Origin of the sequence: Micromonospora chalcea (genome assembly GCF_028768405.1) — a bacterium.
Taxonomy (GTDB): Bacteria; Actinomycetota; Actinomycetes; order Mycobacteriales; family Micromonosporaceae; genus Micromonospora; species Micromonospora chalcea.
In genome coordinates this window covers 3,859,646-3,881,450 of the sequence record NZ_CP118233.1, presented here as the reverse complement: position 1 = coordinate 3,881,450, position 21,805 = coordinate 3,859,646, and the positions used below count along the sequence as shown (strand labels likewise).

At 71.9% G+C, this 21,805-nt stretch carries 19 protein-coding genes; 11 read left to right on the top strand and 8 right to left on the bottom strand.

Features of this window, described 5'->3' with window-relative positions:
* Positions 1 to 41: 41 nt before the first annotated feature.
* The 6 genes from PVK74_RS16905 to PVK74_RS16880 all read right to left on the bottom strand — a co-directional run bounded on the left by PVK74_RS16905 (position 42) and on the right by PVK74_RS16880 (position 7,733).
* Positions 42 to 1,151, bottom strand: coding sequence for a succinate dehydrogenase/fumarate reductase iron-sulfur subunit (locus PVK74_RS16905; protein WP_043328414.1), 1,110 nt, complete (start codon positions 1,149 to 1,151; stop codon positions 42 to 44).
* Positions 1,141 to 3,063: a fumarate reductase/succinate dehydrogenase flavoprotein subunit gene (locus PVK74_RS16900; RefSeq protein WP_043328415.1), complete on the bottom strand. Its 1,923-nt coding sequence runs from the start codon at positions 3,061 to 3,063 to the stop codon at positions 1,141 to 1,143. The genes PVK74_RS16905 and PVK74_RS16900 overlap by 11 nt, the downstream gene beginning before the upstream one ends.
* A 10-nt stretch (positions 3,064 to 3,073) precedes the next feature.
* Complete coding sequence (locus PVK74_RS16895; RefSeq protein ID WP_043328416.1) at positions 3,074 to 3,895, bottom strand: hypothetical protein; 822 nt, start codon at positions 3,893 to 3,895, stop codon at positions 3,074 to 3,076.
* 228 nt (positions 3,896 to 4,123) lie between these two features.
* Complete coding sequence (locus PVK74_RS16890; RefSeq protein ID WP_274476764.1) at positions 4,124 to 5,533, bottom strand: TldD/PmbA family protein; 1,410 nt, start codon at positions 5,531 to 5,533, stop codon at positions 4,124 to 4,126.
* A gap of 67 nt (positions 5,534 to 5,600) precedes the next feature.
* Positions 5,601 to 7,037 (bottom strand): TldD/PmbA family protein, encoded by a 1,437-nt coding sequence (locus PVK74_RS16885; protein ID WP_274476763.1) that lies wholly within the window; start codon positions 7,035 to 7,037, stop codon positions 5,601 to 5,603.
* Positions 7,038 to 7,184: 147 nt separating this feature from the next.
* A complete protein-coding gene (locus PVK74_RS16880) occupies positions 7,185 to 7,733 on the bottom strand; it encodes a Uma2 family endonuclease (protein WP_274476762.1) in 549 nt (182 codons plus the stop codon).
* A 240-nt stretch (positions 7,734 to 7,973) separates the two neighbouring features.
* On the opposite strand from PVK74_RS16880, the gene PVK74_RS16875 reads away from it, so the two are divergent.
* From PVK74_RS16875 to PVK74_RS16855, 5 genes are all read left to right on the top strand, one after another.
* Positions 7,974 to 9,077 carry an ABC transporter ATP-binding protein gene (locus PVK74_RS16875; RefSeq protein WP_274476761.1) on the top strand — a complete coding sequence of 368 codons (1,104 nt, stop codon included), beginning with the start codon at positions 7,974 to 7,976 and terminating at the stop codon, positions 9,075 to 9,077.
* The gene (locus PVK74_RS16870; protein ID WP_274476760.1) at positions 9,074 to 10,093 is read left to right on the top strand and encodes an ABC transporter ATP-binding protein; all 1,020 of its coding nucleotides are present in this window, start codon (positions 9,074 to 9,076) and stop codon (positions 10,091 to 10,093) included. The genes PVK74_RS16875 and PVK74_RS16870 overlap by 4 nt, the downstream gene beginning before the upstream one ends.
* Positions 10,090 to 11,094, top strand: coding sequence for an ABC transporter permease (locus PVK74_RS16865; protein WP_064447917.1), 1,005 nt, complete (start codon positions 10,090 to 10,092; stop codon positions 11,092 to 11,094). Before PVK74_RS16870 ends, PVK74_RS16865 begins: the two co-directional genes overlap by 4 nt.
* Before the next feature lie 13 nt (positions 11,095 to 11,107).
* Entirely contained in the window at positions 11,108 to 12,094 is a 987-nt protein-coding gene (locus tag PVK74_RS16860) for an ABC transporter permease (protein WP_043328426.1), read from the top strand.
* Positions 12,095 to 12,201: 107 nt separating this feature from the next.
* A complete protein-coding gene (locus PVK74_RS16855; RefSeq protein WP_043328427.1) occupies positions 12,202 to 13,947 on the top strand; it encodes an ABC transporter substrate-binding protein in 1,746 nt (581 codons plus the stop codon).
* Between the two features lie 84 nt (positions 13,948 to 14,031).
* On the opposite strand, the gene PVK74_RS16850 is transcribed toward PVK74_RS16855, so the two are convergent.
* Entirely contained in the window at positions 14,032 to 16,176 is a 2,145-nt protein-coding gene (locus tag PVK74_RS16850; protein WP_043328429.1) for a prolyl oligopeptidase family serine peptidase, read from the bottom strand.
* 85 nt (positions 16,177 to 16,261) lie between these two features.
* Between PVK74_RS16850 and mshB the strand changes: the two genes are divergently transcribed.
* The 3 genes from mshB (at position 16,262) to PVK74_RS16835 (ending at position 18,226) form a co-directional block, all read left to right on the top strand.
* Positions 16,262 to 17,185, top strand: a complete 924-nt coding sequence (gene mshB, locus PVK74_RS16845) for an N-acetyl-1-D-myo-inositol-2-amino-2-deoxy-alpha-D-glucopyranoside deacetylase (protein WP_176722736.1) — start codon at positions 16,262 to 16,264, stop codon at positions 17,183 to 17,185.
* Complete coding sequence (locus tag PVK74_RS16840; protein WP_043328433.1) at positions 17,182 to 17,676, top strand: hypothetical protein; 495 nt, start codon at positions 17,182 to 17,184, stop codon at positions 17,674 to 17,676. Before mshB ends, PVK74_RS16840 begins: the two co-directional genes overlap by 4 nt.
* Positions 17,677 to 17,761: 85 nt before the next feature.
* The gene (locus PVK74_RS16835) at positions 17,762 to 18,226 is read left to right on the top strand and encodes a hypothetical protein (protein WP_043328434.1); all 465 of its coding nucleotides are present in this window, start codon (positions 17,762 to 17,764) and stop codon (positions 18,224 to 18,226) included.
* A 12-nt stretch (positions 18,227 to 18,238) separates the two neighbouring features.
* On the opposite strand, the gene PVK74_RS16830 is transcribed toward PVK74_RS16835, so the two are convergent.
* Positions 18,239 to 19,273 (bottom strand): GNAT family N-acetyltransferase, encoded by a 1,035-nt coding sequence (locus PVK74_RS16830; protein WP_104115156.1) that lies wholly within the window; start codon positions 19,271 to 19,273, stop codon positions 18,239 to 18,241.
* 78 nt (positions 19,274 to 19,351) lie between these two features.
* Here PVK74_RS16830 and fdxA point away from each other — a divergent pair, with 78 nt between their 5' ends.
* From fdxA to PVK74_RS16815, 3 genes are read left to right on the top strand one after another with little or no spacing between them, the layout of a single operon-like run.
* Positions 19,352 to 19,678 carry a ferredoxin gene (gene fdxA, locus PVK74_RS16825; protein WP_007464872.1) on the top strand — a complete coding sequence of 109 codons (327 nt, stop codon included), beginning with the start codon at positions 19,352 to 19,354 and terminating at the stop codon, positions 19,676 to 19,678.
* The gene (gene dapC, locus PVK74_RS16820; RefSeq protein ID WP_043330946.1) at positions 19,675 to 20,784 is read left to right on the top strand and encodes a succinyldiaminopimelate transaminase; all 1,110 of its coding nucleotides are present in this window, start codon (positions 19,675 to 19,677) and stop codon (positions 20,782 to 20,784) included. The genes fdxA and dapC overlap by 4 nt, the downstream gene beginning before the upstream one ends.
* Position 20,785: 1 nt before the next feature.
* Positions 20,786 to 21,802, top strand: a complete 1,017-nt coding sequence (locus PVK74_RS16815; RefSeq protein WP_069087329.1) for a prephenate dehydrogenase — start codon at positions 20,786 to 20,788, stop codon at positions 21,800 to 21,802.
* Positions 21,803 to 21,805: the final 3 nt, after the last annotated feature.

The window sequence follows — 21,805 nt, the reverse complement described above, 5'->3', positions numbered from 1 at the left end:
CCGGCGGCGTGTGCCGCTGGCCCCCGTCGTCGTGCTGTCGTTCAGTGCTTCGGCTCGTCCTGCTGCGGGTGGGCGAAGTTGAGGTGCTCCGGGGGCAGCGGGAACGTCACGTCGTCGCCGAACGGCGACGGCGCGGCGGCCCGGTTGAACGTCAGTTCGGTCAGCGGCAGCTTGCCGTTGGCGTCCACCGCCGGGGCGGTCGGGTGCGGCACCTCGCGGTGCCAGTTGACGCCCTGCTGGGCCTGACGCTCGGCGGCGCTGTCGTGCGAGCCGCCCGCGTGCGAGTGCACCCCGCCGTGCGAGTGCGTTCCGCCGGAGTGCGCGTGCGCCCCGCCGTGCGCCCCTCCGGACGTGACGGCACCGCTGGAATGCCCGCTGGTCGCGCTGGTCTGAGGCACCTGACCCCTCCGGAAGATCTTGTTACCGAGCCACACAAGGGGATCGTACCTGCGGTCGACGACCCGTTCCTTCATGGGGATGATCCCGTTGTCGGTGATCTTGATGTGCTCGGGGCAGACCTCGGTGCAGCACTTGGTGATGTTGCAGAAGCCGAGTCCCATGTCGGACTGCGCGTACTCCCGGCGGTCGGTACGCGCGTCCAGCGGGTGCATGTCCAGCTCGGCCGCCCGGATGAAGAACCGGGGGCCGGAGAACGCCGGCTTGTTCTCCTCGTGGTCCCGGATCACGTGGCAGACGTTCTGGCACAGGAAGCACTCGATGCACTTGCGGAACTCCTGCGAGCGCTCCACGTCGACCTGCTGCATCCGGTAGTCGCCGGGCGCCACGTCGGCCGGCGGCGCGAACGCCGGGGTCTCCCGGGCCTTCTCGTAGTTGAACGAGACGTCGGTGACCAGGTCCCGGATCACCGGGAACGTGCGCAGCGGGGTGACCGTGACGGTCTCCGACTCCTCGAACGTCGACATCCGGGTCATGCAGCCCAGCCGCGGCTTGCCGTTGATCTCCATGGAGCAGGAGCCGCACTTGCCGGCCTTGCAGTTCCACCGGCACGCCAGGTCCGGCGCTTCGGTGGCCTGCAGCCGGTGGATCACGTCGAGGACCACCTCGCCCTCGTTCACCTCGACCGTGTAGTCCTTCAGGTCGCCGCCGGTCTCGTCGCCCCGCCAGATGCGGAACTGGCGCTTACTTCCCATCAGTGTTCGCCTCCTCGGTGAGGGCGTCGAACTCGGCGAGTTCCTCGTCGGTCAGGTACTTGGCCAGCTCGGCCCGGTCGAACAGCCCGATCAGCTCCGGCCGCATCTTCGGCAGCGGCTTGTGGGTCAGCCGGACCGCGTCCCCGTCCAGCGAGCAGACCAGGTTGACCCGCCGCCACTTCGGGTCCATCGCCGGGTAGTCCTCCCGGGTGTGCCCGCCGCGCGACTCCTGCCGCTCCAGCGCCGCCATCGCGGTGCACTCCGAGACCACGAGCATGTTGCGCAGGTCCAGCGCCAGGTGCCAGCCCGGGTTGTAGCGCCGGCCGCCGACCGCGCTCACCTTCGCCACCCGCTCCCGCAGCTCGGCCAGCCGGCGCATGGCGTCCGCGAGCTCGCCCTCGCGCCGGATGATGCCGACCAGGTCGCCCATAACCGCCTGGAGGTCCTGCTGGAGCTGGTACGGGCTCTCGCCGGTGTCGCGCTGCAACGGCGCCAGCGCCGTCTCCACGGCGGCCTCCACCGCCGCCACCGACACCGCCGGGCGGCTGGTGAGCTGATCGGTGTACGTGGCCGCGTGCCCGCCCGCGCGCTTGCCGAAGACCAGCAGGTCGGACAGGGAGTTGCCGCCGAGCCGGTTGGAGCCGTGCATGCCGCCGGACACCTCACCGGCGGCGTAGAGCCCGCGCACCGTGCCGTACGCCGCGCCGGAGTCCGGGTCGACCTCGACGCCGCCCATCACGTAGTGACAGGTCGGGCCGACCTCCATCGGCTCCTTGGTGATGTCGACGTCGGCCAGCTCCTTGAACTGGTGGTACATCGACGGGAGGCGGCGGCGGATCTCCTCCGCCGACTTGCGGGAGGCGATGTCCAGGTAGACGCCGCCGGCCGGCGTACCCCGGCCCTCCTTGACCTCGCTGTTGATCGCGCGGGCGACCTCGTCACGGGGCAGCAGCTCCGGCGGACGCCGGTTGTTGTCCGGGTCGGTGTACCAGCGGTCCGCCTCCTCCTCGGTCTCCGCGTACTGCTTGCGGAACACGTCCGGGACGTAGTCGAACATGAACCGCTTGCCCTCGGAGTTCTTCAGCACCCCGCCGTCGCCGCGCACCGACTCGGTGACCAGGATGCCCTTCACCGAGGGCGGCCAGACCATGCCGGTCGGGTGGAACTGGAGGAACTCCATGTTGATCAGCGTCGCCCCGGCGCGCAGCGCCAGCGCGTGGCCGTCCCCGGTGTACTCCCAGGAGTTCGAGGTGACCTTGTAGGACCGTCCGACGCCGCCGGTGGCGAGCACCACGGCGGGCGCCTCGAAGAGGATGAACTCGCCGGACTCGCGGTAGTAGCCGAACGCGCCGGCGACGCGGTCGCCGTCGAGCAGCAGCTCGGTGATCGTGGTCTCGGAGAAGACCCGGATCCGCGCGTCGTAGCTGCCGAACTCCTGCTTGTCCTCCTGCTGGAGCGAGACGATCTTCTGCTGAAGCGTACGGATCAGCTCCAGGCCGGTCCGGTCGCCGACGTGCGCCAGGCGCGGGTACTCGTGGCCGCCGAAGTTGCGCTGCGAGATCTTCCCGTCCTTGGTGCGGTCGAACAGCGCGCCGTACGTCTCCAGCTCCCAGATCCGCTGCGGCGCCTCCTTGGCGTGCAGCTCGGCCATCCGGAAGTTGTTCAGGAACTTGCCGCCGCGCATGGTGTCCCGGAAGTGCACCTGCCAGTTGTCCCGCGAGTTCACGTTGCCCATCGCGGCGGCGGCGCCGCCCTCGGCCATCACCGTGTGCGCCTTGCCGAACAGCGACTTCGAGATGATCGCGGTCTTCTTGCCGGCCAACCGGGCCTCGATCGCCGCGCGCAGGCCGGCGCCGCCGGCCCCGATCACGACGACGTCGTAGTGGTGTCGTTCGATTCGCGTCTCAGTCATGTCCAGGCTCTCAGTTGATGAACCGCAGGTCGTTGATCCAGCCGGCGGCGACCGCCATCACGTAGAAGTCGGTGAGCGCCAGGGTGCCCAGGGTGATCCAGGCGAGCTGCATGTGCCGGACGTTCAACCAGGACACCCCGGTCCACGCCTTGTAGCGCATCGGGTGCTTGGAGAAGTGCTTGAGCCGCCCGCCGATGATGTGGCGGCAGGAGTGGCAGGAGATCGTGTACGCCCACAGCATCACCACGTTGCCGACCAGGATGATGTTGCCCAGGCCGAAGCCGAAGCCGTCGGGGGAGTGGAAGGCCAGGATCGCGTCCCAGGTGTTGATCAGCGAGATGATCGCGGCGGCGTAGAAGAAGTAGCGGTGCAGGTTCTGCCCGAGCAGCGGGAACCGCGTCTCACCGCTGTACGACTGGTGACCGTCCGGCACCGCGCAGGCCGGCGGCGACAGCCAGAACGACCGGTAGTACGCCTTGCGGTAGTAGTAGCAGGTCAGGCGGAACAGCAGCAGGAACGGCAGGGTGAGCGCCGCGTCCGGGATGATCCACCAGCCGGGCAGGAACTGGCCGAAGTGCGAGGAGCCCTCGACACAGCGGTCGGTGACGCAGGGGGAGTAGAACGGTGTCAGGTAGTGGTACTGCTCCACCCAGTACCACTTGTGCATGAAGACCCGGACCGTCGCGTAGATGACCCACGCGCTGAGCCCGACCACGGTGATCAGCGGAGCGAACCACCACCGGTCGGTCCGCAACGTCTTCGCCGCGATGGCGGCGCGCGCCCGCCCTCCCCGCGGCTGCGATCTCGGCGTCTTGGCCGACGTAGTTGTCATTCGAGTCATCTCCCTGACGTCACTGTCACGTCTTGCGCACGCACGAGGCCACACCGGCGAACCGGTGCGGCTAAGTGACACACGTTACGCCGATCTTCACGGCCCGGCCGCGCAACGCAGTGTCCCGTGTGTCCCGCAGCTTGGAAAGAGTCAGTTCATGATCAATGTGGCGGGTCGGTCGAACGGTGCGCCGACCGGCGCCGCGGGTGCGCCCGGCGACGCGCCGGATCACCCGGACGCGCCGCCGGTGAAGTGCCAGGAGGACAGCCGCAGCGTCGGCGCCTCGTACCAGGACCCGTCGACCCGGCCCGGCTGCCGGACCGGCGCCCGGCCCAGGCCCAGCACCCGCCCCGGCCCCAGCGCCCGCGGGTACGACTCGGTGAACCGGAAGTCGCGCACCGCCCGGGTCGGCACGCCGTCCTCGACCAGCCACACCCCGTTGCGCGTCAGCCCGGTGACCACCAGCTGCTTCGGGTCCAGCACCCGCGTGTACCAGAAGTCGCTCACCAGCAGCCCGCGCCGCATCCCGGCCACCAGCGCGGCGGTGTCCGGGTCGCCCACCGCTCCGGTGACGCCAGCGCTCACCGGCCCGGCCGCGACTGTCGCGTCCGCGTCGGCGACACCCGGATCCGCCAGCAGGCGGATGTTGTGCGGGATCGGCCCGAACGTCGCGCTACCCGGCATGCCGTGGCCGGTCGACCCGCTGCCCGCCTCCGCGCCGCCGCGCCTGTCGTACGCCACCGCCCCGGTGATGCCGCCCTCGACCAGCGGCAACGCCCGCCGCGGCGTGCCCTCCAGGTCGAACGGCAGAGTACCGGCGTGCAGCGGGTCGTCCACCAGCGTCACCAGCGGGTCGAACTGGGCGGTGCCCGGCTCGGCGAACGACTGCCGTTCGGCGTACCGCTTGCCGTTGAAGCCGAACCAGGCGAGGTTCTGCAGCAGGTCGGCGACGGCAGCCGGTTCGAGCACCACCTCGTAGTGCCCGGGCGGCAGCTCGACCGGGTCGGCCGCGGCCCGTGCCTTCGCCGCCGCGTGCGCGCCGAGCGCCGCGCCGTCGAGGTCGGCGAGCCGGTCGGCGCAGAGCCGCGCCACCCCGTCCGCGGCGCCGGCGCGGGCGATGCCGTCCATGGCCGCCTCGGCCGCGCTTCCGGCCGCCGTGTGCCCGGCCGAGTTGGCGAACGCCCCCGACCGGTACGCGGTGCGGCAGTAGCCGGCCGCCTCCAGCCCGTCGACCGCGTCCACGAACGCGCGTACCCGCTCGGCCCGCTCGCCGGGCGAGGCGAACGCGGTGGCCTCGTCGGTGGCCGGGCCGGACGGCACCGGCGTCGGCGCGGTCAGTCCCGGCCAGGCCGGGTCGGGCGGCGCGAGCCGGGCCGCGGCCCGGGTCCGCTCGACCAGGGCGGCCAGCCCGTCGGCGTCGACCCGGCTGCCGCTGCCGGTCGCGGTCCGCCCGTCCACGTGCAACCGCAGGTGTACGGAGACACCGGTCTCGGACACGTTCTGATGGATGAAGGAGTTGGCGAACCGGGTCAGGGCCAGGTCGGTGCGGGTCACCAGCACCTCGGCCTCGGCGCCCGGACCGGCCGTACGTCGGACCAGGTCCACCACCCCGGCGGCGATCCCCAGTTCGGCGCTCATGCCGGCACTCCGCTTCGCTCCGTGCCGTCATGAGGCACTGTCGCCCTGAGCCTGCTGATTCGCTCGCTCATGCCCGCACCCCCACCCGGACGCCGCGGAACCGGGCCGGCGCGGCCGGATGGCCGGTGTGCCCGACCTGGCCGGGCTGCCCCTTCCCGCAGTTGGGCGTGCCCCAGGCGACCGTCTCCGAGGAGAGCATGTCCATCGAGCGCCAGAAGACCGGCCCGATGCCGGTGTACGTCGGGTTGCGCAGCATCCGCCCCCGGCGGCCGTTCTTGACCTCCCAGCCGACCTCGCAGCCGAACTGGAAGTTGAGCCGCTTGTCGTCGATCGACCAGGACCGGTTGATGTCCATCAGCACCCCGTCGTCGGTGGCCGCGATGATCTCGTCCAGCGTGTGCGGGCCGGGCTCCAGGCCCACGTTCGTCATCCGCACCATCGGCAGCCGGGCCCAGCCGTCGGCCCGTACGCTGCCGCCGTAGTCCAGGCCGGCGACGGCGGCCGAGTCCCGGCCGGCGAGCACCCCGACCCACCGCCCCTCGCGGACCGCGTCCCGGGCCACGGCGGGGGAGCCCTCGTCGTCGTAGCCGAAGCTGCCCAGCGCCCCGGGGATGGTCGGGTCGATGGTCACGTTCATCAGCTCGGAGCCGTACCGCAGCGAGCCGAGGCGGGCCAGGTCGAGCCAGGACGTGCCGGCGAAAGCCGCCTCCCAGCCGAGGATGCGGTCCAGCTCGATGGCGTGCCCGACCGACTCGTGGATCTGCAGCGCGAGCTGCTCGCCGCCGAGGATCAGATCGGTCTCGCCGGCCGGGCAGAGCGGCGCGGTCAGCAGCTCGCGGGACTCCTCGGCGATCCGGGCGGCGTGCGCGGCCAGGTCCAGCGAGGTGACCAGCTCCCAGCCGGTCGTGCCGTATTGCCCGCGGTAGCTCGGGTAGGACCGGCGCTGCGTCTCGCCGTCGCCGATCGACGTGGCCGAGATGCCGCCGCCGCACTCCCGGATGTGCTGGTCGATCCGGTGGCCCTCGCTGGAGACGAACCATTTCGTGGTGTCCCAGATCTGGTAGAGCCCCTCGGCCAGGTCGGCGCCGTGCTCGCGCATCGTCGCGGTGGCGCGGACCAGCAGGTCGCCCTTGTCCGACAGCGGCACCCCGAGCGGGTCGACGGCGCACTCCGAGGCCCAGCTCGCCACCGCCGCCTCGGAAGGCACCAGGTCGATCGGCGGGCCGGGAACCCGCGCGCTCGCGGTGGCGATCGCCGCGGCGCGCCGGCCGGCGTCGCTGGCCGCCGCGTCGGACAGATCGGGTACGGCGTGGAAGCCCCACCCCGAACCGACGAGCGCGCGTACGCCCAGCCCGATGCTCTCGTCCTGGCTCAGCTCCTCGATGTCGCCGTTGCGCGCAGACATCGACTCGTAGCGGCGGTGCATGACCCGGGCGTCGGCGTAGCGGGCGCCCGCGTCGAGGGCGGCTTGGACGGCAGCGGTCGCCGCGTCGAATTCGCTCATGCTGGCACTCCGTTGCCCTGCTGACGCTCGCTCATGCCGGCACTCCGCTGCGCTGCGTGCCGGCATGAGGCACCTTTGCGCTGCCCCGATGATTCGCTCGCTGACGCTCGCTCATGCGCCGACCCTAGGCGAGCCCACCGACATCCGTCAGGGGACGAGATCCTCCGGCCGGATCGTGGCGCGGACGGGCTCGGTCAGCTCCAGCAGGGAACCGGGCTTTGTCACCGACACCTCCCGGTAGTGCCGACCCTGCCGCCGGTGGAAGTGCAGCGTGCCTGTCTCCTGCTCCACCAGCAGGTACCACTCGATGCCCGCGGCGGCGTAGTAGTGCATCTTGAGCACCTTGTCGGTTGCCGCGTTACCAGGTGAGATGACCTCGCACACGAGCCGAACGTCCCGCGCCTCGATCATCGGCTGGTCGAAGTCGATCGGCTCGGTGACGACCAGGTCGGGAATCGGTATGCGGCCTGGCCGGAGCCGGACGTTCACCGTCTCCAGCAGTTCCAGGCCGACGTGCCGGGCCGCGGCCTCCAGCAGGTTGCCGAGGTTCCGCTGGATTCGCTGGTGCCGCGGAGTCGGTGCCGGTGTCACGTGCAGGCTCCCGTCGAAGAGTTCGACGCGTTGCCGCGTCTCGCCGAGGGCGAGGTACTCCTCTTCGGTCCACGGGCCGTCGTGGCCGAACACCGCCGCGGTCATGGTCGCCTCCACCTCGTGCCGACAGGAATGGTCCCTTCGTCACCGGGACCATGGTCGCACTCCGGGTGCGGCGATGAGGCCGCGACGGCCAGTCGCGAGTGTGGATGTCCCAGGTGACGGGCGTGCGAGACGGAAACCCAGTCGTTACGCTCAGGCCGCTGACAGACCGCTCGATGTAGCTTATTTTCGCCTCCTGGGTTTTCCTGTAGGTTCTCTTCATCACCGAAGGGGAGGCGGTCAATGGGCAGGTCGGAGGCGGTGCCGTCCGGGGAGCCGGACCGCCCGGAGGTGCCGGAGCAGCGCTCCGGCGACGGGCCCTATCTCCAGGTCCGGGATCTGCGGGTGCGGTTCGACACCGAGGACGGTGTGGTGCGGGCCGTGGACGGGGTGTCGTTCGCCGTCGAGCGGGGTCGCACGTTGGGGATCGTGGGGGAGTCCGGTTCTGGTAAGAGCGTGACGTCGCTGGCGATTCTCGGTTTGCACAACGTGAAGCGGACGACCATTTCGGGGGAGATCTCGGTCGGTGGTCGTCAGTTGGTGGGTCTGGGTGAGGAGGAGATTCGTCGGTTGCGGGGCCGGGACATGGCGATGATCTTTCAGGATCCGTTGTCGGCGTTGCATCCGTACTACTCGGTGGGTCGGCAGATCGCGGAGGCGTACCGGGTGCACCACCCGAGGGCCGGGCGGCGGGAGGCCCGGACGCGGGCGGTGGACATGCTGGGCCGGGTGGGGATTCCGCAGCCGGGGAAGCGGTTCGATCAGTTTCCGCACGAGTTCTCGGGTGGGATGCGGCAGCGGGCGATGATCGCGATGGCGCTGGTGAATGATCCGGAGCTGTTGATCGCGGATGAGCCGACGACGGCGTTGGATGTGACGGTGCAGGCGCAGATCCTGGACCTGCTTGCGGATCTGCAGGCGGAGTTCCGGTCGGCGATCATTCTGATCACGCATGACCTGGGTGTGGTGTCTCAGGTGGCTGATGACGTGTTGGTGATGTATGCGGGTCGGGCGGTGGAGCACGGGAGTGTGGAGCGGGTGTTGCGGGCGCCGCAGCATCCGTACACGTGGGGGTTGTTGTCGAGTGTGCCGTCGTTGCACGGTGACGCGGATGCGGACCTGGTGCCGATCCCGGGTAACCCGCCGTCTCTGATCAATCTGCCGTCGGGGTGTGCGTTTCATCCGCGGTGCCGGTGGGCCGGCGTGAACGGTGACCGGTCCCGCACCGAGGTGCCCGAGCTGCGGGAGGCCGGCGTGCCGGGTCACCTGGTCGCCTGTCACCTGCCGGCGGGTGACCGGGAGCGGATCTACCGCGACGAGGTCGCGCAGGTGGGGGTGGCCCGATGAGCGCCGAGACCGAGCCGCTGCTGTCGGTGCGAGGACTGACCAAGCACTTCCCCGTCCGGCAGGGCCTGCGTAGCACGGGTGCGGTGCGGGCGGTCGACGGGCTGGACTTCGACGTGCGGCCCGGCGAGACGCTCGGCCTGGTCGGGGAGTCCGGGTGCGGGAAGACCACGACCGGGCGGATGCTCGTGCGGCTGCTGGAACCCACCGCCGGGACGATCGAGTTCGCCGGGCGGGACATCACCCACGGCGGGCGGCGTGAGCTGCGCGCGTTGCGGCAGGACCTGCAGATCATCTTCCAGGACCCGTACGCCTCACTGAACCCCCGCCACACGGTCGGGCGGATCGTGGCGATGCCGTTGCAGGTCAACGGCATCACCCCGCCCGGCGGCGTGAAGAAACGGGTCCAGGAGTTGCTGGAACTGGTCGGGCTGAATCCGGAGCACTACAACAGGTACCCGCACGAGTTCTCCGGCGGGCAGCGCCAACGCATCGGCATCGCCCGCGCCCTCGCGTTGAAACCGAAGCTCATCGTCGCCGACGAACCCGTCTCGGCGCTGGACGTGTCGATCCAGGCGCAGGTCATCAACCTGCTCCGCGACCTGCAACGCGACCTGGACCTGGCGTTCGTGTTCATCGCCCACGACCTCGCCGTCATCCGCCACTTCTGCCACCGCGTCGCCGTCATGTATCTCGGCAAGATCGTCGAAATCGGCGACCGCGACACCATCTACACCCGGCCGCAGCACCCCTACACCCGAGCCCTGCTGTCCGCGATCCCCGACGTCTCCACGCTCGGGCCCGCCGGCCGGATCCGCCTCACCGGCGACGTCCCCACCCCACTCAACCCGCCATCGGGCTGCCGCTTCCGTACCCGCTGCTGGAAAGCCACCGACCACTGCGCCACCGAAGAACCCGCCCTGACCACCCGGGACGGCGGGCAGCTCACCGCCTGCCACTACCCGGAGAGCGGACCGGTCGGCATGCCGACCGGCGAACCCGTGGAGGTGTCGAAATGAGCCTGTCGCCGGTCGAGGGCGCGGCGCTCGCCGAGATCGAGTCCTCCGATCAGGAGCCGGACGAGAAGAAGCGGCTGGTCGGCCGCTCACCGGGCCAGCTCGTCTGGGCCCGGCTGCGGCGCGACCGTACCGCAATGGTCAGCGGTGTCGTGCTGGCCCTGTTCATCCTGGCGGCGGTGGCCGCGCCGCTGATCCAGCGGCTGTACGGCGTGTCGCCGAACCAGCAGTTCGGTGACCTGTTGGACGCCACCGGCATGCCGCTGGGCTACGTGGGCGGCGTCAGCGGTGACCACTGGTTCGGGCTGGAACCGGGCCTGGGCCGGGACATCTTCATCCGGATGATCTACGGCATCCGGACGTCGCTGCTGATCGCGCTCGGCGCCGCGCTGGTCACCACGACCATCGGCGTGGTGCTCGGGATCGTCGCCGGCTTCCTGGGCGGCGTGGTCGACTCGGTGATCAGCTGGATCACGGACGTCGCGCTGGCGTTGCCGTTCCTCATCTTCGCGCTGGCCGTGGTGCCGACGTTCTCGCTGCGCTTCTACGGCCCCCGGGACGCGGTGCCGACGTGGTTCGCGGTGACCACGCTGATCGTGGTCTTCGCCGCGTTCGGCTGGACCGGCACGGCCCGGCTCGTCCGGGGCCAGGTGGTGTCGCTGCGCGAACGGGAGTTCGTGGAGGCGGCGCGGGCCAGCGGCGCCGGGCTCGGGCACATGCTGTTCCGGCAGTTGCTGCCGAACATCTGGGCCCCGATCCTGGTGGCGTTCTCGCTCGCCGTGCCGTCGTACGTCACGGGCGAAGCGGCGCTGTCCTTCCTCGGCGTCGGGCTGCCCGAGTCGGTGCCGAGCTTCGGCCGGATGATCTACCGCAGCATCGACTACCTGCAGACCGACCCGGCGTACGTCTTCTTCCCCGGCATCACCATCTTCGCGCTCGTGCTGGCGTTCAACCTCTTCGGCGACGCGCTGCGCGACGCGCTCGACCCGAAGTCGTCACGGTAGGGGGTTTGACGACATGGTGCGGTTTCTGCTGAAGCGGCTGCTGCTCGCGGTCTCGGTGCTGCTCGCGGTGAGCATCGTCAGTTTCCTCATGTTCTTCGCGCTGCCCCGCGACCCGGTGACCGGCATGTGCCCGAAGAACTGCAACGCCGAGCGGCTGGAGCGGGTACGCACGGAGCTGGGGCTCAACGACCCGAAGCCGACGCAGTACGTCAACTACATGAAGGGCATCTTCGTCGGCCGTGACCTGGGCAGCGCGCAGGGCGGCAAGTGCGAGGCGCCCTGCCTCGGCTACTCGTACGTCAACAGCGAGGCGGTGACCGACACGTTCGCCCGGGTGCTGCCGGTGACGCTGAACATCGTGCTCCCGGCGGCGGTGCTCTGGCTGGCGCTCGGCGTGGGGCTCGGGATGATCTCCGCGCTGCGGCGGGGGTCGCTGCTCGACCGCATCTCGATCGGGTTGACGCTGACGTTCGCCTCGCTGCAGCTCTACTTCGTCGGCGCCGTGCTGCTGCTGGTCTTCGTGTACTCGCTGAAGATCCTGCCGACACCCCGCTACGTGCCGTTCCTGGAGAACCCGATCGAATGGGCGCGCGGCCTGGTGCTGGCGTGGGTGACGCTCGCGCTGCTCTTCTCCGCGATCTACGCGCGGCTGTCCCGGGCGCAGATGCTGGAGACGCTCTCCGAGGACTTCGTGCGGACCGCGCGGGCCAAGGGCGTGGCGAAACGCAATGTGTACGGACGGCACGCGCTGCGCGCCGCGATCACGCCGATCGTGACGATCGCCGGGCTCGACGTGGGCGCGGCACTGGGCGGCACCGTCATCACCGAGACGACGTTCGGCATCCAGGGGCTGGGGCGTACGGCGGTGGAGGCGGTACGCCAGGGCGACCTGCCGACCATCATGGCCACCGTCCTGGTGTCGGCGCTGTTCGTGGTGGTGGCGAACATCGTGGTCGACCTGCTGTACGCGTTCATCGATCCACGGGTGCGTCTGGGCTGATCCGGGCGTCGCCGGTGGTCGATCGTTGTGCCCCCGTTATCTGCTCGAAATTTACCGCGAGTGAAAGCTAGGCGAAGCTTTCCTTCATCGGACCCGAGGAGTTGAGTATGCGAGCAAGACTCGCCACCGCCGTGGGCGGTGCGATGGCACTGGTGGTCGCCCTCAGTGCGTGCAGCAAGAACACCGGCGACAACGGCGACACCGCGGACACGAACAAGCCCCGCAGCGGCGCCATCGCGACCGACCCGAAGGACTCGCTCGGCCCGGCGGCCGAGGTGCCCGGCGCGGCCAAGGGCGGAACCTTCTACATCCTGCGCGAGAGCAAGATCTCCCACCTGGACCCGCAGCGGGTCTACTCGTTCGCCGGCCTGATGGGCAGCCAGCTCTACGCCCGGTTCCTCACCACCTTCAAGGACGACGGCAAGGGCAACGTCACGCTGGTCGGCGACCTCGCCGAGACGCCCGGCAAGAACGTGAACAACGACTGCAAGGTCTGGGAGTTCACGATCAAGGAGGGCGTCAAGTTCGAGGACGGCCGCCCGATCACCTCCAAGGAGATCGCGTACGGCATCGCCCGCTCGTTCGACCCGGACCTGACCGGCGGCCCCACCTACCTGCAGGAGTGGCTGGCCGACAGCCCGCAGTACGACACCAAGTGGGACTTCAAGAAGAACAAGACCTCGCTGCCGCCCGGCCTGACCACGCCGGACCCGCGCACGCTGCGCTTCGAGTTCAACAAGCCCCGCTGCGACCTGCCGTTCGCGGTGTCGCTGCCGGCCACCGCGCCGCTGCCGCCGGACAAGGACACCGGCGTCAACCTGGACAACATGCCGTTCTCGTCCGGGCCGTACCGGTTCACCAAGATCCAGCCCGGCGTGGAGATGGTGCTGGAGCGCAACACGAACTGGGATCCGGCCACCGACCCGGTGCGGCACGCGTACCCGGACAAGTTCGTCTGGTCGCTCGGCTCGGACAACACCACCCAGACCAACCGCGTCCTCGCCGGCACCGGCAACGACGCGGCGGCGGTCGCCACCGGCGGCGTGCCGCCCGAGCTGATCGCGAAGGTGACCGGCGACCCGGCGCTCAAGGCGCGGATGATCGTCGCGGCGACGCCCAACGCCTACCGGCTGAGCATCAACACCACCCGGGTCACCGACCTGTCCGTGCGGCAGGCGATCAACTACGCGATCGACCGCAGCAGCATCACCAAGAACCTCGGCGGCCCGTACGGCGCGGTGCCGCTGACCACGCTGCTGCCCCCGACCACGCTCGGGTACAAGAAGTTCGACGCGTACCCGGCCGGTGAGAGCGGCGACCCGGCGAAGGCGAAGGAGACGCTGGGCGGCAAGTCGGTGAACCTGGTGCTCGGCACCTCCGACGACACCGCCTCGCAGGAGACCGCCACCCAGGTCAAGAACGCGCTGGAGAAGGCCGGCTTCACGGTCACCGTCAAGCCGATCCCCGAGGACGGCTACCTCGACTTCGTGAAGAAGAAGAGCAACCCGTGGGACCTGTGGGTCGACTCGTGGGCGGCCGACTGGCCCAGCGGCGCCTCGATCCTGCCGGTGCTCTTCGACGGCCGCAGCCTCAAGGCCGAGGGCAACAGCAACACGTCCCAGCTCAACAACGAGGCGATCAACGCCGAGTTCGACCGGGTGCTGGCCCTCGACCCGGCCAAGCAGGCCGAGGAGTGGAGCAAGCTGGACGAGAAGCTGATGAAGGAGTCCGCGCCGGCGGTGCCGCTCTACAACGAGGTGGTCTCCGTGGCGCACGGCGAGAAGGCCGGCGGCATCTTCATCGGCAGCATCTTCGGCTGGCCCAGCTTCGTCAACGCGTACGTCAAGCAGTAGCTCTGCAAGGAAGGGCCCCTTGTTAACGCGCGGCGTTAATAGGGGGCCCTTCCTCTACCGCAGGCGTTAACAGGGGGCCCTTCCTTACAAGTAGCGGCGGAGGAAGTCCAGCTCCAGCCGGAGCAGGCGCTCGGACACCCCGCCCGCGGCCAGGTGACTCGCCCCGGTCAGCGGCAGCACCGCGTGCGGGCGGCCCGTCGCCAGCAGCGCCGCGGACAGCCGCAGCGTGTGCGCGGCCAGCACGTTGTCGTCGGCCAGGCCGTGCACCAGCAGCATCGGCCGGGCCTGCGCCGGGTCGCCGAGCGGCTCGGCGGCCAGCTCGACCAGCGAGTGGTGGGCGTAGACGTCCATGCCGTCGTCGGGCATGCCGAGGTAGCGCTCGCTGTACGCGGTGTCGTACAGCGCCCAGTCGGTGACCGGCGCGCCGACGATCGCGCACTTGAACAACTCCGGGTGGCGCAGCACCGCGAGCCCGGCCAGCCAGCCGCCGAACGACCAGCCGCGCACCGCCACCCGTTCCAGGTCCAGGTCGGGGTGCTTGTCGGCGAGCGCGGTGAGCGCGTCCACCTGGTCGGTGAGGATCACGTCGGCGACCCGGCGGTGGATCGCCTTCTCGAACGAAGGTGCGATGCCGGGGGTGCCCCGGTTGTCGATGGTGACCACCGCGAAGCCCTGCTCGGCCCACCACTGCCGCTCCAGCCAGACGCTGCGGGCCGCCACCACCTCCTGGTGGCCGGGGCCGCCGTAGATGTCCAGCAGCACCGGCAGCCGGGTGCCTTTGACGTGCTCGGCCGGGTAGAGCACCGCGCTTGGCAGCCGCCGGTCGGTGACCCGGACCATCGTCGGGCGCGGCGCGTACGAGCAGGTGGCGGCCAGCGAGCGCAGCTCACCCACCTCGCGGTCGCCGTGCCAGACCCGCCAGCGCACGCCGGGGTGCTCCAGCGACGCGATGCCCACCGCCAGCGTGGAGCCGCCGATCGAGGCGGTGTGCCAGCCGGGGTCGCTGCCCATCCGGCGGGCGTCCATGCCGCCGCCGATGGTGGTCCGCACCCGGTAGAGGTGGCGCTGGCTCGGCTCACCCTCACTCGCCTCGACCAGCAGGTCCGCGGTCGTGCCCGGGCCGTTCGGCAGCCGCCCGACCACCCGCCGCACGTACAGCGAGGGCGGGGTGAGCAGCGTGCCGTCGGCGAACAGGCAGCGTGCGTCGTACCCGTCGTGGGCCAGCTCGCCGCCGACCAGCACCCGCCCGTCGGGCAGGTGGGCGGGGGTGCCGGGGATCGGTTCCACCCAGCGCGGGTCGGCCAGCTCGGCGTGCACCTGCGTCTCCCCGGTGCGCGGGTCCACCGCCAGCACCAGGCCGTGCTGCTGCGAGCGGCGCAGCACCGTGATCAGCGGCCCGCCGTCGGACCAGTCCGCCGAGCTCAGGTAGGGGTAGGTCTCCCGGTCCCAGTGCACGTCGACCCAGCCGCCGTCGAGGTCGAGCAGGTGCAGGCTGACCTCCGCGTTCGGGCCACCCGCGACGGGGTACGCCAGCGACGTCGGCGGGCTCGCCGGGTCGGCCGGGTCGTGCAGGTACCAGCGTTCCAGCCGGGACTCGTCGACCCGGGCGGCCAGCACGCTGCGCCCGTCCGGCGCCCACCAGTAGCCGCGGTAGCGGTCGAACTCCTCGGCGGCGATGTGCTCGGCCAGCCCCCAGGTCACGCCGCTGTCCTCACCGGCGAGCAGGTTGTCGGTACCGTCCGGCTCCACCACCCGCAGCTGGCCCCGGCGTACGCCCTCGGCGGCGTCGGTGACGTAGGCCAGCCGCTCGCCGGTCGGGTCGGGCCGGGGGTCGATCACCGGCCCGCCGGTGGCCACCTCGACCACGTCGCCGTGCACCAGGTCGGCCCGGAACAGCCGCCCGGCCAGCGCGAACGCGGCCACCCGGCCGGCCGCGTCCAGGGCGTACGAGCCGATGCCGCCGGAGCTGAGCCGCAGCCGCTCGCGCAGCGCCCGCTCACCCGGGGACAGGCGGGCCGGATCGGCGTCCGCGCCCAGCAGCACCGCCGGGTCGGCGACCAGGCGTTCCTCGCCGCTGTCGATGTCGAGCAGCCAGAGCGCGTCGGCCGGGTCCTCCGGTCCCGCGGAGCGCAGGAAGACGACCCGGGCGCCGTCGCCGGAGACGGTGACGGCGCGCGGCGCCCCGTGGCTGAACCGACGGGTACGGGCGGCCAGCTCGGGAAAGTCCACGCCTGCAGCGTAGGCGCGCGCCGGAGGTGATGTGGCCGACCTGAGCGGACGCATCACCGTCGAGCGGGCAGGACCGCCGGTTAGAGTGACGGGCGTGACGACGCTGCCCGACCGACGCCTTCTGCTGGTCCACGCGCATCCCGACGACGAGTCGATCGGCACCGGCGCGACGATGGCGCACTACGCCGCCACCGGCGCCCACGTCACGCTCGTCACCTGCACGCTGGGCGAGGAGGGCGAGATCCACGTCCCGGCGCTGGCCCAGCTCTGCGCGGCCGAGGCGGACCAGCTCGGCGGCTACCGGATCGGCGAGCTGGCCGACGCCTGCGCCGCGCTCGGCGTCACCGACCACCGGTTCCTCGGCGGCGCGGGCCGCTACCGCGACTCGGGCATGATGGGCATGGCCACCAACGAGCACCCGCGGGCGTTCTGGCAGGCCGACCTGGACGTCGCCGCCGGGCACCTGCTGGAGGTCATCCGCGAGGTCCGTCCCCAGGTGCTCGTCACGTACGACCCGAACGGCTTCTACGGCCACCCGGACCACATCCAGGCGCACCGGGTGGCGATGCGCGGCGTGGAGCTGGCCGCGGCCGAGGGGATCGCCCCGGCGAAGGTCTACTGGACGGCCATGCCGCGCAGCGTGCTCGACGCCGGGCTGGAGACGTTCACCGAGTCCTCGGACAACCCGTTCGCCGGCATCGAGAGCGCCGACGAGCTGCCGTTCGGCACGCCGGACGCGGAGATCGCCGCCCGGATCGACGGCACCGAGCAGCACGCCGCCAAGGAGGCGGCGATGCGGGCCCACGCCACCCAGATCCCGGCCAACTCGTGGCTCTACTCGATCGCCGGGAACTTCGGCGGCGAGTTCATGGGCGTCGAGTACTTCACGCTCGCGGTGGGCGAGAAGGGGCCCGGCCATGGCCCGTACGGCTGGGAGGACGACCTCTTCGCCGGGATCGCCCCGGACGCCGCGGATCGGTCCCCGGTCGCGGCGGCCGGTGTCCGGTGACGCTGCCGGCCGTACCCGTGTCGACAGTTGCCGAGCCGCCACCGGAGGCCGCGCCGCCGAGCCGGGCGGAGCGGACGCTCGACCGCGCGCTGCGGGTGACCGGCGGCGTGCTGACGGTCTGGGGCGGCGTGCTGCTCGCGCTGCTCGAACTGATCTTCTCGACCTGGGCCTGGGAGCTGGTGCAGGGCCGTTCCGGCGCGGCGCAGGCGCTGGTCGGGGTGGGCGCGGTGGTCGTCGGCGTGCCGGTGGTGGTGGCGGCGACGGTGCTGCTGGGCTCGTTCGGGCACCGGTCGACGGGGGGCCGCTGGGCGGTCGTGCTGGCCGCGCTGCCGTGGTTCGTGGTGATCGTGGCGGGCGGTGTCCGGACCGTCGAGGGTGATCTCGCGCTGGTCGGCGACAACGTGCTCGGCCTGGCGCTGATTGTGGCCGGCGCGGTCACGTTCGCGGTGGTCGGTTTCCGGCACCTGGTGACGCCGCCCCCTGTCCGGTGAGGTGCTGACGCCACACAGGCGACGGTGGTAGACATTCCTGCCAGAGGCCCGCCGAGGGAGCGGGCGGTACGGCGGGAGGCGTGCGATGGGTCAGCGGTGGCGTGCGGTCGGAGTGCTGGCGGCCGCGTTGTTCGCGGTGAACGTGGTGGCCCGGCTGGTCACCAGATTCGCGTTCCCGGACGACGACGCCGCGTCCGACCGGGTGTCGCTGGCGATGTTCCTGGTGATCGGGCTGATCCTGGCGGGCGTCGCGTTCCGGTGGGGGGCCGACCGTCCGCTCGGCCGCCTGGCCGGTGACCTGGCCGCCGCGGTGGGGGTGGCGCTGGCGCTCACCGTGTTCGTCGGTCCGCTGGTGGTCGGGGAGAACCCGTTCGGCGGTGGCGCCGGTCTCTTCTTCGCCCAGATCTGGCTCTATCTCGCCGCCACCGCCGCCGGTGTGCTGGTCGGCTACCTGATCCTCACCGCGCTCGGCCGGGACTACCGGTCCCGGCAGCTCAAGCGGTACGCCGAGATGAAGCGGTCCCGGCCGCGCCGGGTCGTCCGGCGCTGACCCTCCGGCCGTTCAGGCGGCCGGGGCGACCCGGGTCAGGTAGGTGTGGTGGGTGGTGAACCCGAGCCGGCGGTAGAGCTCGACCGCGCCGGTGTTGCTCTGCTCCACCTGGAGGAACGCCCGCGTGGCGCCCTCGTCCGCGCCCCAGCGGGCCAGGGCGCGGACGACCGCGACGGCGAATCCGCGCCGACGCGCCTCGGGCAGCACTTCGAGCAGGCTGACGCCGAGCCAGCGGCCTTCGCCGGTCACCGTGCCCCGGCCGACCGCGAGCAGCCGGCCGTCGATCCGCAGCTCCGCGAAGCGGACCCGGTCGACGGCCGTGAGCACGTGCCGCGCGGCGTCCGGCAGGCCTCCCTTGCGACCGGCGGCGATCGCCAGCCAGTCGTCGGCGGGCGCGCCGGCCAGCGTCACCGGCGGCGTGCCGTCCGGACCGGCGAGCGGCGGCGGGCCGTCCGGGCCGGCGGTCGGCGTGTCGGCATCCGGCGGCGTGTCGGCGAGCCCGGCGTCCGGCGGCGCGGCCAGGGCGCGCAGCGGCACGGTCTGCACCAGCACCGGGGGCCGGGCCGTCCAGCCGCGCGCGTCCAGTTCGGCGCCGACCGGGGCGGCCAGCGGCAGCGGGGTGTTCACCAGCGCGGTGCCGCCCCGCTCGGCGTACCAGCGCTGCACCGCGTCCAGCGCGGCGGGCAGGGGCCGGTCCGGGTCGCCGACCGGCAGCGCGCTGTTGGCCCGGCCGGTCCAGCCGTCGGCCCAGCGCAGCCGCCAGTCGCCGAGCCGTCCGCGTACCGGTGCGGGCCACGCCTCGTCGGCGGCCAGCTCCAGCGCGACCACGGCGGCGGCGGTGGGGCGGCGGGCCGGCGGCACCCGCTTGGCCCGGTGCACCTCGGCGACCGGTACGCGCAGCGGACCGGCGTCGGTGGCGAGGGTGATGTGGGTCTCGCTCAGCTCGACGAGTTCGCCGAGCGCGTCGGAGAACAGCGTGCGGCCCTCACGAATCCCCACAATCCGGCGGACCACGATCCGGTGTCCCACGTCCTGCTGTCGGAGCACGATCGACCCCCTCCCCGGCGAGATACTAGGCTCTTACCGTTGCGGGTGATCGCGACGAGTCTGCGGAGGAGAAGACCGGTGACCTACATCATCGCCGAGCCGTGCGTGGATGTGCTCGACAAGGCATGCATCGAGGAGTGCCCGGTCGACTGCATCTACGAGGGCAACCGGATGCTCTACATCCACCCCGACGAGTGCGTCGACTGTGGTGCCTGCGAGCCGGTCTGCCCGGTAGAAGCGATCTTCTACGAGGACGACGTCCCGGAGCAGTGGAAGGACTACACCGGGGCCAACTACGAGTTCTTCGAGGACCTGGGCTCGCCCGGTGGCGCCTCGAAGATCGGCAAGGTGGAGAAGGACGCCACCTTCGTCGCCGCGCAGCCGCCGCGCGGCGAGGGCCACTGAACCGGCGCTCGCCGGTCTCGGCACGGCTGCCCGACTTCACCTGGGACACCCTGGACGCCGCGGCCGCCACGGCCGCGGCGCATCCGGACGGTCTCATCAATCTGTCGATGGGCACGCCGGTCGACCCGGTGCCACAGCTGATCCGGCAGGCGCTGGCCGACGCGTCGAACGCGCCGGGCTACCCGCTGACCGCCGGCACCGCGGCGCTGCGGGACGCGATCGCGGCGTGGGTCGCCCGGGCCTGCGGCGCGGGCGTCGACGGGCTGGGCGTGCTGCCCACGATCGGCTCCAAGGAGCTGGTGGCGTGGCTGCCCACGCTGCTCGGGCTCGGCCCCGGTGACGTGGTGGTGGTGCCGTCGGTGGCCTACCCGACGTACGAGGACGGGGCGCGGCTGGTCGGCGCGACCACCGTACGCACCGACTCGCTGACCGCGCTCGGCCCGGATCCCCGGGTCCGGCTGGTCTGGGTCAACTCGCCGGGCAACCCGACCGGCCGGGTGCTGCCCGCCGCCCACCTGCGCAAGGTGGTCGAGTGGGCGCGCGAGCGCGGGGCCGTGGTCGCCAGCGACGAGTGCTACCTGCCGCTGGGCTGGGACGCCGAGCCCGTCTCGGTGCTCTCGCCCGAGGTGTGCGGCGGCTCGTACGACGGCGTGCTGGCGGTGCACTCGCTGTCCAAGCGCTCGAACCTGGCCGGGTACCGGGCCGGTTTCGTCGCCGGTGACCCGGCGCTGGTGGCCGAGCTGCTCAAGATCCGCAAGCACGCGGGTCTGATCGTGCCCGCCCCGGTGCAGGCCGCGATGGTGGCCGCGCTCGGCGACCAGGAGCACGCCGACGCCCAGCGGGAGCGCTACCGCGTCCGGCGGGAGAAGCTGCGTGCGGCGTTCACCGGGGCCGGCTTCACGGTCGAGCACTCGGAGGCCGGCCTCTACCTCTGGCTGACCCGCGACGAGGACTGCTGGGACACGGTGGACTGGCTGGCCCGCCGGGGCATCCTGGTCGCGGCCGGGATCTTCTACGGCCCGGCCGGCGCCCGGCACGTCCGGGTGGCGCTCACCGAGTCCGACGAGCGTGTCGACGCGGTGGCCGGGCGGCTCGCCGGGTCCTGACATGGCGGGCGAGCTGGCACGGGCGGCGGTGGTCGGCACCGGGCTGATCGGCGGTTCGCTGCTGCTCCGGTTGCGCGACGCCGGGCTCGACGTGACCGGCTGGGACCCGGACCCGGAGACCCGCGGGCGGGTACGCGAGCGGGGCGTCGTGGTGGCCGACACGGTCGAGGACGCGGTGGCCGGCCGGGACGTGGTGTTCCTCTGCGGCCCCCTGCCGACGTTGCCGGCGACGTTGGCCCGGGTCGCCGCCGTCACCGACGACAGGTGCGTGCTCACCGACGTCGGCAGCGTCAAGGCCGAGGTGAGCACCGTCGCCACCGTGCAGGGGCTCGGGCACCGGTTCGTGCCGGGCCACCCGATGGCCGGGGCCGACCGGGCCGGACCGGACGCGGCCGAGCCGGGCCTGCTCGACGGCGCCGCCTGGGTGCTCTGCCCGGGGCCGACCGGGCTGGACGCCTTCCGGCGGCTGGCCGCGCTGCTCGTGGACGTCTTCCACGCCCGGGTGGTGCCGATGTCCGCCCCGGAGCACGACGGAGCGGCGGCGCTCGCCTCGCACGTGCCGCACGTGCTCGCCGGGGCGCTGGCCGGCACCGTGCACCGGTCGGCGCTGCGGGACGCGGTTCTGACGCTCGCCGCCGGGAGCTTCTCCGACGGCACCCGGGTCGCCGGCGGGCCGCCCGAACGGACCGCGAACATGCTGCTCGGGAACCGCGACCGCGTCCTCGCCGAGCTGGACGCGCTCGGCGTCTTCCTGGGCGAGCTGACCGAGGCGCTGCGCGCCGGCGACGCCGACGCGCTGGCCGAGCGCCTCGCCGAGGGGCGGCAGACCCGGTCCACGCTGCGGGCGCGCGAGTTCACCGCGCACCGGCGGGAGTTCCCGTGCGCCGCCGACCACGTCGGCGAGCTGGCATACCTGCGGGAGTTGGGCGCCGCGGGCGGTCACCTGACCGGGGTACGCGAGGCGGGCGGCGCGGTCACCTACACGGGGCACCTGCCGGCCACGCCGCCGTTAGGCTGAGCG

Coding starts and splice junctions, on each gene's coding strand:
- PVK74_RS16905 (WP_043328414.1), bottom strand. CDS start 1,151: ATGGGAAGTAAGCGCCAGTTCCGCATCTGGCGGGGCGACGAGACCGGC.
- PVK74_RS16900 (WP_043328415.1), bottom strand. CDS start 3,063: ATGACTGAGACGCGAATCGAACGACACCACTACGACGTCGTCGTGATC.
- PVK74_RS16895 (WP_043328416.1), bottom strand. CDS start 3,895: ATGACAACTACGTCGGCCAAGACGCCGAGATCGCAGCCGCGGGGAGGG.
- PVK74_RS16890 (WP_274476764.1), bottom strand. CDS start 5,533: ATGAGCGCCGAACTGGGGATCGCCGCCGGGGTGGTGGACCTGGTCCGA.
- PVK74_RS16885 (WP_274476763.1), bottom strand. CDS start 7,037: ATGAGCGAATTCGACGCGGCGACCGCTGCCGTCCAAGCCGCCCTCGAC.
- PVK74_RS16880 (WP_274476762.1), bottom strand. CDS start 7,733: ATGACCGCGGCGGTGTTCGGCCACGACGGCCCGTGGACCGAAGAGGAG.
- PVK74_RS16875 (WP_274476761.1), top strand. CDS start 7,974: ATGGGCAGGTCGGAGGCGGTGCCGTCCGGGGAGCCGGACCGCCCGGAG.
- PVK74_RS16870 (WP_274476760.1), top strand. CDS start 9,074: ATGAGCGCCGAGACCGAGCCGCTGCTGTCGGTGCGAGGACTGACCAAG.
- PVK74_RS16865 (WP_064447917.1), top strand. CDS start 10,090: ATGAGCCTGTCGCCGGTCGAGGGCGCGGCGCTCGCCGAGATCGAGTCC.
- PVK74_RS16860 (WP_043328426.1), top strand. CDS start 11,108: ATGGTGCGGTTTCTGCTGAAGCGGCTGCTGCTCGCGGTCTCGGTGCTG.
- PVK74_RS16855 (WP_043328427.1), top strand. CDS start 12,202: ATGCGAGCAAGACTCGCCACCGCCGTGGGCGGTGCGATGGCACTGGTG.
- PVK74_RS16835 (WP_043328434.1), top strand. CDS start 17,762: ATGGGTCAGCGGTGGCGTGCGGTCGGAGTGCTGGCGGCCGCGTTGTTC.
- PVK74_RS16815 (WP_069087329.1), top strand. CDS start 20,786: ATGGCGGGCGAGCTGGCACGGGCGGCGGTGGTCGGCACCGGGCTGATC.